Source organism: Kitasatospora sp. NPDC096204 (genome assembly GCF_044763205.1).
Classification (GTDB): Bacteria; Actinomycetota; Actinomycetes; order Streptomycetales; family Streptomycetaceae; genus Kitasatospora.
The window spans coordinates 111,015-117,433 of the sequence record NZ_JBIWFT010000033.1; the positions used below are offsets into that span (position 1 = coordinate 111,015).

General features: G+C 70.0%; 5 protein-coding genes and 1 rRNA gene. All 6 read right to left on the reverse strand.

Annotation, left to right across the window (positions count from 1 at the left end; all coding sequences use genetic code 11):
• Positions 1 to 174: 174 nt before the first annotated feature.
• Positions 175 to 1,374 (reverse strand): DUF881 domain-containing protein, encoded by a 1,200-nt coding sequence (locus ACIQ87_RS30030; RefSeq protein WP_402412603.1) that lies wholly within the window; start codon positions 1,372 to 1,374, stop codon positions 175 to 177.
• Positions 1,358 to 1,690: a small basic family protein gene (locus ACIQ87_RS30035; RefSeq protein WP_030062488.1), complete on the reverse strand. Its 333-nt coding sequence runs from the start codon at positions 1,688 to 1,690 to the stop codon at positions 1,358 to 1,360. The genes ACIQ87_RS30030 and ACIQ87_RS30035 overlap by 17 nt, the downstream gene beginning before the upstream one ends.
• On the reverse strand, positions 1,687 to 2,706 hold the full coding sequence (locus ACIQ87_RS30040) for a DUF881 domain-containing protein (protein ID WP_402412606.1): 1,020 nt from the start codon (positions 2,704 to 2,706) through the stop codon (positions 1,687 to 1,689). The genes ACIQ87_RS30035 and ACIQ87_RS30040 overlap by 4 nt, the downstream gene beginning before the upstream one ends.
• Positions 2,707 to 2,993: 287 nt before the next feature.
• Complete coding sequence (locus ACIQ87_RS30045) at positions 2,994 to 5,489, reverse strand: sugar phosphate nucleotidyltransferase (protein WP_392870151.1); 2,496 nt, start codon at positions 5,487 to 5,489, stop codon at positions 2,994 to 2,996.
• Between the two features lie 124 nt (positions 5,490 to 5,613).
• On the reverse strand, positions 5,614 to 6,234 hold the full coding sequence (locus tag ACIQ87_RS30050) for a CDP-alcohol phosphatidyltransferase family protein (RefSeq protein ID WP_402412609.1): 621 nt from the start codon (positions 6,232 to 6,234) through the stop codon (positions 5,614 to 5,616).
• A gap of 99 nt (positions 6,235 to 6,333) precedes the next feature.
• A 5S ribosomal RNA gene (rrf, locus tag ACIQ87_RS30055) occupies positions 6,334 to 6,419 on the reverse strand; the annotation flags it as partial.

The window sequence follows — 6,419 nt, forward strand, 5'->3', positions numbered from 1 at the left end:
ACCTCGGACATGCTGCGAGCCCGATCCTTGCGGCTCGCCGAAGTGGTACTTCGTCGGTTGGTGCTGCGGTTGTTGCTCCGGAGCGTACTGGTGCGAACCAGTCTCGCCCATGTGACGGCGACACCCCGCAGCGGGTGCCGCCCGCCCTTGACGGGCCGTTCGTCGGGCGCCCCGTCACTTCGAGGCCGGCTTGGCGTACTGCGGCGACTTCGGGTCCACGAGGGCGTCGACGACCACCTTCTGCTGCTGGGCGATCGTCGCCCGTGCCTGGTGGCTCTCCAGCGTGCGGACGACACCTCCCGGGATGTTCAGCGCGGGTGTCAGATCCTGCGGGTTCCCCACGACCGTGAAGCGGTAGGGCTGCGAGACCTTCTTCCCGTCGATCTGCACCCCACCGCCCGACAGGTCGGTGAAGTAGGTGTTGACCACCACGCGCACATCGTTGATCTGAATCGCCTCCGCCCCCGCCGCTCGAAGTTCTTGCAGGGTGTCCAGCAGCATATCTGCCTTCACCTGCCCTTGGGGATCATCGACCGTGAGTACGATGCCAGGACCTGTGGCTTTGGCCGTGCCGGCGAGCACGCCGAGCTCCGTCATCTTCTTCCTGGTCTGCTCCTGGGCCTCCTTGGCCTGGTTGGAGCTGTTCTCCAACTTCGCCAGGGACTGCTCCAGCTCCGCCTTCTCCTGCTGGAGACGCTGCTGCCGGCTGTCCAGTTCGTCGAGGATCCGCACCAGGTCCTCCTGGCGAGCCCCACGCAGCTGACTGTGGTGGTCGTTGGTCGACCGCACCTGGATCGCCAGCCCCAGACCGAGCGAGAACAGCAGCAGCGCCACCACCAGCTGCCCGCGCGACAGCCGCGGCGGCCAGACCGCCGCCTTCAGCCGCCGCCGGCCGGCGTTCCGGTCCGCGGCGGGGTCGGGCTCGACTGCCGCTTCCGGCTCCGGCTCTGCTTCCGGCTCGGGCCCGGGCTGGTGCTCGGGCTCGGGCCCAGGCCCGGCGACAGGCACGGGTGCCGGCGCGGACTTCGCCTCGTGCTCGGCCACGGACTCGGCCTCCGGCTCGGTCTTGGGCGCCGGTTCGGTGGGCTTCGTGAGCCGCAGCGTCGGCTCCGGCCCCGCACCGCCGTCAAGCTCGGCCTCGGCGTCGGACTTCCCCTCCGACGCCGCCCCGGACTCCTCGGACTCGGCGGCCGCCCCGGCCGCCCCGGACCGCGCGTCCGGCTCCGGCTCGGGTCCGTTCGCGGCCTTCTCGACAGGCTTCTCGACAGGCTTCTCGCCCGACTCCTCGCGCGGCTTCCCGTCGCTCGGCTCCGCCGCCACCGCCTCCCGCTTCTCCGCCGCCGCCCCGCGGCCCGGCTCAGGCGCGGAAGACATGGCGCCGGATCGCGGCCGCGTTGGAGAAGATGCGGATGCCGAGGACGACGACCACGCCGGTGGACAGCTGCGAGCCGACCCCCAGCTGGTCACCGAGGAAGACGATCAGTGCCGCGACCACCACGTTCGACAGGAACGAGACGATGAACACCTTGTCGTTGAAGATCCCGTCGAGCATCGCCCGGACGCCGCCGAACACGGCGTCCAGCGCCGCCACCACCGCGATCGGCAGGTAGGGCACCACGGCGTCCGGCACCTCGGGTTGGACGAAGAGGCCGACGACCACCCCGATCACAAGACCCAGTACGGCAATCACGGTCTGGCTGCTCCTGTCCCTGTCGTGGTCTTGGTGGCTCCGGTCGTCGGACGCCGCTTGGCGGTGGGGGTACCGCCGGACGCGGCCGGCGACGCGGACGCGGAAGGCGAGGCCGACGGTGAGACGGACGCGCCGGGACTCTCCTGGGTTCCGGCCCCGGCCGAGGGCGTGCCGACCGGGGCCGCCGGGGGCGAGGCCTCGGGCGTCACCGGCTGCGCGGTCCGCAGCGTGAGCCCGACCGCGGCCGGCAGCGTCAGGTTCTTCTGGACGGAGAGCGTCGACTTGATGCCGTACTGCTCCTGGAGCAGCCGCAGGTACTGCCCGGCCATGTCCTTCTCGAAGGCCGTGAGGAGCTTCGAGCCGTCCCCGATCGCCTGGATGTTGTACGGCGGCACCAGCGGCCGGTTGTCCACCAGCACCGCCTCGCCCGCGGCCCGGATCGCGGACAGCGCGGTCAGCCGCTGGCCGTTGATCGCGATCGCCTCGGCCCCGGATCCCCAGAGGCCGTTCACCACCAGCTGGAGGTCACGGTCCCGCAGCCGGCCGCTGTTGGAGAAGCCCTGCCCGGCCCGCGGGTCGACGTTGCCGCCGAGGCCCGTACCGGCGGCGTCCTCCAGGACGAGCTTCACGCCCGGCCCGGTGACCTGGCCCAGGCCCACCGCCTCGGCCGTCCCCCCGGTGTCGCCCGCCCCCGAGGCCAGCGCCTGCTGCTGCGTGGTGTCGACCTTGAGCCGCAGCTCCTGCACCTGCTTCTGCAGCCGGTCGGCCGAGGTGTTGCTGTCGTTGATCCGGTGGATCAACGCGTCCCGCTCCTTGGCCAGCGAGGGCTCGGCCTTGTGCGCGTTCACCGCGCCCACCGTCACCACCGCGCCGACCAGCGACAGCCCGGCGCCCAGCGTGAGCAGCCCCTGCCAGGTGCCGGGTATCCGGCTGTCGCGGGCACCGCCGCGGGCGGCGGCCGCCTCCGCGTAGCCCTCGTCCAGGCTGTGGTCCATCACGTTGGTCAGCAAGGACATCGAGGCATCCGGACGGTTGTACCGTCCGTTCGGGGCACTCGGTGTCGGCGTCGCTGGCATGGAGACCATCGTCCCACGTCGCCGAGAGGGCCATTGCACGGCCCCTGAGCTGCACACACGCTGCACACATGACGGAAAGTGACGGATTGTTCCGAATGATGTGAAAACGGACGGCGGGGCGCACGGATCACACCGTGCGCCCCGCCGTCCGAGGCGGTTCCGAGCCCGGTTCCCGACCGTGCCCGGCTCAGGGTCCCGTCTCAGGGCCTCCGCTCAGCCGGGGCCGTTCACCGCCCCGCCCCGTCGACCACGGCCGCCCACTCGTCCAGCAGCGCCTCGGTGGCCTCGTCGTCGGGGCCCTCCGCCCACAGGTGGGTGACCGCCTCGGCCGGGTCCGGCAGCACCAGCGTCCAGCGCCCGTCCGCCTCGACCACCCGGACGCCGTCGGTGGTGTCCAGCCGACGGCTTCCGGCCGCCTCCACCACCGAGCGCATGACCATGCCCTTGGCCGCCCACGGCGTCGCGATGTCCCGGCGGCGGATGTGCGCCTGCGGGATCCGCGCGTCGATCTGGCTCAGCGTGAGCTGGGTCCGCGCCACCAGGCCGACCAGCCGGACGAACGCCGCGGCGCCGTCCAGCACCCCGCTGAACTCGGGCACCACGAAGCCGCCGCGCCCGTCCCCGCCGAACACCGTGCCCTCGGCGGAGGCCGCCTTCGCGAGGTCGTCCGGCGTCGTCGTGGTCCAGATGACCTGGGTCCCGTGGTACGCGGCGACCTGCTCGGCGATCCGGGTGGTGGTCACCGGCAGTGCCACCTGCCCGCTGCGCCGCTCGGCCGCGACCAGGTCCAGCAGCACCAGCAGCGCCCGGTCGTCGTCGATCACCCGGCCGAGCTCGTCCACGAACGCGACGCGCTCGCCCACCGGGTCGAACCGCACCCCGAAGGCCGCCCGCGAGGAGGCGACCAGCTCGCCGAGCCTGGCCAGGCCGGCCCGGCGCTCCTCGGCGTCCTCGGTCGGCCGCGCCTCGTCCAGCCCCGTGGAGACGGTGAGCGCCTCGACCCCGAGCCGGCCGAGGATGCTCGGCAGAACGAGGCCCGCGCTGCCGTGCGCGGTGTCCACGACCACCTTCAGCCCGGCTTCCCGGACCCCTGTGGTGTCCACCGTCCGCAGCAGGTTGCCGGCGTAGGAGTCGAAGACGCTGGACGGGAAGGTGAGGTCCCCGATCTCACCGGGGAAGGCCCGCCGGAACTCCTGGCGCGCGTAGACCCGGTCGAGCTTCCGCTGGCCGGCCTGTGAGAGGTCCGCCCCGCGCTCGTCGAAGAAGAGGATGTCCAGCGAGTCCGGCACGCCGGGCGTGGTCCGCAGGAAGATCCCGCCCGCGCTCCCCCGTGCCGTGTGCTGCCGGGCCACCGGCATGGGCACGTTCTCGAGGTCACGGACGTCGATCGCGGAGGTCTGGAGCGCCGAGATCATCGCCCGTTTGAGCGCACGCGCGCCACGCGAGTGGTCACGCGCGATGGTGACGGTGGCGCCCTTCTTGAGCGTCGTCGCGTACGCCCCGGCCAGCCGCACGGCCAGCTCCGGGGTGATCTCGACGTTCAGGACGCCCGAGACGCCGCGGACCCCGAAGAGGTGCTCCTGGCCGCGCGACTCCCAGATCACCGAGGTGTTGACGACGGCGCCGGCCTCGATGGTCTTGAACGGGTAGACCCGGACGTTCGCCCCGATGATCGACTCCTCGCCGACCAGGCACTCGTCCCCGATCACCGCGCCGTCCTCGATCCGCGCGGCCCGCATCACGTCGGTGTTCTTGCCGACCACGCAGCCCCGCAGATTGCTCTGCGGCCCGACGTACACGTTGTCGTGCACCACCGCCTTGTGCAGGAACGCGCCGCGCTTGACGACCACGTTGCTGCCCAGCACGGTGTGCTCGCGGATCTCCACGCCGGCCTCGACCTTGGCGTAGTCCCCGATGTACAGCGGCCCGCGCAGCACCGCCTCCGGGTCCACCTCGGCGCCCTCGGCGACCCAGACGCCCGGGGAGATCTCGAACCCGTCGAGCTCGACGTCGACCTTGCCCTCCAGGACGTCCGCCTGGGCCTTGCCGTAGCTCTCGTGGGTGCCCACGTCCTCCCAGTAACCCTCGGCGACGTAGCCGTAGACCCGCTTGCCCTCCTTCAAGAGCTGTGGGAAGACATCGCTCGACCAGTCGACGGACTCACCCGCCGCGACGTAGTCGAAGACCTCGGGCTCCATCACGTAGATACCGGTGTTCACGGTGTCGGAGAAGACCTGCCCCCAGGTCGGCTTCTCCAGGAAACGCTCGACCCTGCCCTCGTCGTCCGTGATCGTGATGCCGAACTCCAGTGGATTCGGCACCCTCGTGAGACAGACGGTGACCAGAGCGTTCTTGCTGCGGTGAAAGTCGATCAATTCCGAGAGGTCGAAGTCGGTCAGCGCGTCACCGGAGATCACCAGAAAGGAATCGTCCTTGAGCGCGTCCTCTGCGTTCTTGACACTCCCCGCAGTGCCCAGTGGCGTCTCCTCGTGGGCATAGGTCAGATGCATGCCCAGCTCTTCGCCGTCGCCGAAATAGTTCTTGACCAGCGACGCCAGGAACTGCACGGTGACGACGGTGTCGGAGAGGCCGTGCCGCTTCAGCAGCCGAAGCACGTGCTCCATGATCGGCCTATTGGCGACCGGAAGCAGCGGCTTCGGCATGCTGGAGGTCATCGGGCGGAGTCGGGTGCCCTCGCCCCCTGCCATTACAACGGCTTTCATTACGGGTGCGTCCTCCTTCGCGGTGGTGGACCAGCAGGTCCATCAAAGCGTTCCAGAAGGTTCTCTACCCGGAAGATATCGTCCGACGCACCGATGAGGCGTGGGGCTTCTCTCAGATCACGTCTCAGACTGTGGACGCAGAGGCCGCCGCGCTCGCCCGGACGATCCGCCTCGCCTGAACCGCGTAAAGAATCGCGGCCCACCAGTACAGCGTCGTCCCCCACCAGATGAACGCCCAGCTCACCACCTCGGCCGGCCGCGCGATCCAACTGTCCACGCTGCCGAGCAGCAGAAGCGGAAACGCGTACATCAGATTGAACGTCGCCGCCTTCCCCAGGAAACTCACCTGGAGCGGGCCGTAGCCGTGCCGGTTCAGAATCGGCAGCAGCGCGGCGATGAACACCTCACGGGCCAACAGGATCGCGGTGAGCCACCACGGCAGAATCTCACGCCAGGTCAGTCCGACCAGCGTGGAGAGCACATAGAGCCGGTCGGCCAGCGGATCGAGCAGCTGCCCCACCCGGCTGATCTGCCCCCACCGCCTGGCGAGCTTTCCGTCCAGGTAGTCGCTGACCCCGCTCAACGCCAGGATCAGCAGCGCCCAACCATCGTTGTTGGGCCCGTCGAAGACCGGCCACAGGATGAGCCAGAGAAACAGCGGAACACCGACCAGCCGGCCCATGCTCAGCATGTTGGGGATGGTGAGGACGCGATCGGTCTGGACCCGCGTCTCCTGGACCTCCACCCGGGGGCCTCCTGTCCCGTGTGATGACAATTGCATGTTGACCCTACAACAGAGAAGCCCCCGACCGGTTCGCCCGGCGGGGGCTTCTCTAGAAGAATTGTTCGGCGGCGTCCTACTCTCCCACAGGGTCCCCCCTGCAGTACCATCGGCGCTGTGAGGCTTAGCTTCCGGGTTCGGAATGTAAC